Source organism: Flavobacterium sp. (genome assembly GCF_041911335.1).
GTDB lineage: Bacteria > Bacteroidota > Bacteroidia > Flavobacteriales > Flavobacteriaceae > Flavobacterium.
The window spans coordinates 1-1987 of the sequence record NZ_JAYRPD010000044.1 but is presented as its reverse complement, the minus strand read 5'-3'; the positions used below and the strand labels follow the sequence as shown (position 1 = coordinate 1987).

The 1987-nt window shown below is 34.5% G+C and carries 3 protein-coding genes; all 3 read left to right on the top strand.

What is annotated here, in order from left to right; all coding sequences use genetic code 11:
• Window positions 1–981: formylglycine-generating enzyme family protein (locus ACE3PD_RS06955; RefSeq protein WP_374400889.1), on the top strand; the 981-nt coding region annotated here is incomplete at its 5' end.
• 473 nt (window positions 982–1454) lie between these two features.
• Window positions 1455–1703: a type II toxin-antitoxin system ParD family antitoxin gene (locus ACE3PD_RS06950; protein WP_374400887.1), complete on the top strand. Its 249-nt coding sequence runs from the start codon at window positions 1455–1457 to the stop codon at window positions 1701–1703.
• The coding region (locus ACE3PD_RS06945) for a type II toxin-antitoxin system RelE/ParE family toxin (protein ID WP_374400885.1) at window positions 1703–1987 on the top strand (285 nt) is incomplete at its 3' end. The genes ACE3PD_RS06950 and ACE3PD_RS06945, both read left to right, overlap by 1 nt.

Here is a 1987-nt window from a genome sequence, read left to right as displayed (position 1 = left end):
GATGCGATTGCCTATTGCGAATGGTTGAGTAAAACTTTGGGCGTTACTTACCGCTTGCCCACCGAAGCCGAATGGGAATTTGCAGCCAACGGAGGTACACAATCCAAAGGCTACACCTATGCCGGTAGCAACGACATCAACGAAGTAGCGTGGTATTACAAAAATGCCAACTACCAAATGCAAGCCGTAGGACAAAAGAAACCCAACGAACTCGGGCTTTTTGACATGACGGGCAATGCCTGGGAATGGTGCAGCGATTGGTATGTGGGTACAACAATTGCGGGTAAAATCGCTGAAGGTACACACCATGTACTTAAAGGAGGCAGCAGCATGAGTTTTGAAACCAACAGCACCAACATCCAACGCAATTACAGAGCTACGAATCGTGCCATTTACAGTGCTGGATTTCGGATAGTAACCACCGCCAAAATAACGGCTAGTGCAACACCAATTTCCAAAGCCAATCCAAAAGCTGCATATTCTGAATTTAAGTGCAAAACAAAAAAAACTGGATATGCTGTTTTATGTGGAGCTTTAGAATACAATAGAACAGTAGATGATGAAGATGAATCCATGTATGCTTATGAATACGAAGAAGAGTTAGCCCGATTAGCCCAAGCCGATTATGAAGCCGACGGTGATATTTTCTTTATAGAAAAAATTCACTTGTATGTTACCCGGTGTTCCTGCTGCTTGGTTTGTGATACTATTCGAACTGCTAAAAAAGAAATCTCACTGCTAAAAGTTGCGGTTGCAACAGGAAATCTAGATTTTTTCGAACGAGCAGTTACGGTGTATCGTTATCCGTTAGATGTGGTAGATGAAATCGACGGGATGAATATTGTGGATTATGTATATGAGGATTTAGAGTTTTGGAAGAAGAATAATCCAAAAAGTAATGAAACTGTAAAATCAAAGAAAATGTTTGACATCGTCAAAAAAGCGGGAGGCAAATTCCATAAATACAAACAGTTGAATTGAAAAGATAAATTCTTTTACATAATTAAAAACTACCCTAGATTTACCACAAGGCCAAAAACAGAGAAGCACTTTTAAAATTGATTGAGAAATTGAAGAAGAAATAATCGTATTACAAATCCGCGACATCGAAATTACAATGAAAATTCGGAACTAACTTTAGATTTTGTGATTGAATGATAGATTCGCACTGCAGATAGTTTTGTATTGGCAAAATGTGGGGTTTACAACGGAATTGAAAATCCTCTTCTATTTTTCCATCACTATTTTTCCATTCCACTTATTTAGTAGTTTAGTTTCATGGAAAAAATATCGGCTACGTTTGTTCTAAAATTGAACTAAAGTCCACTTTATTCCCGCAATTCGTCAGTACTTTTTCTTTATCTGCAAACAGATTAAACCAATATTGCGTAAATAAATTTGGATTAAATACCAAAAATTGGTATATTTGATTTTGAATTTTACATCAGATTGTTATGGCAAAAAACACTTCGATTTTATTGGGCGATTATTTCGACAATTTTATCAATTCACAAATAAAAAATGGAAAATACTCTTCTGCAAGCGAAGTGATAAGAGCTGCTTTAAGAATGTTTGAATACGAGGAAACTAAAAAGTCTGAATTAATTAAAGAACTTAAAAAAGGAGAGAAATCTGGATTTTCAGCAAGTTTTAATCGAGAAACATTCAAACAAAATTTACATCAAAAATATTCTGCCGAATAATGAATTACAAAATTAGTAAACAAGCAGAAATTGATTTAGAAAAGATTTGGCTTTATACTTTTGAAGAATGGTCGATTGATCAGGCAGATTATTATTTTGATTTGATTATAGATGAAATCGAATATATTTCGAAAAATCCAAAAACGGGTGAAGTTTATAATGAAATCAGAAAAGCTTATTTTCGTTCACGCGTAAAATCTCATTTTATATTCTACAAAATAAATCTTAAAGAAGAAAATATTGAGATTATTAGAATTCTTCATCAACAAATGGATATAGAATCT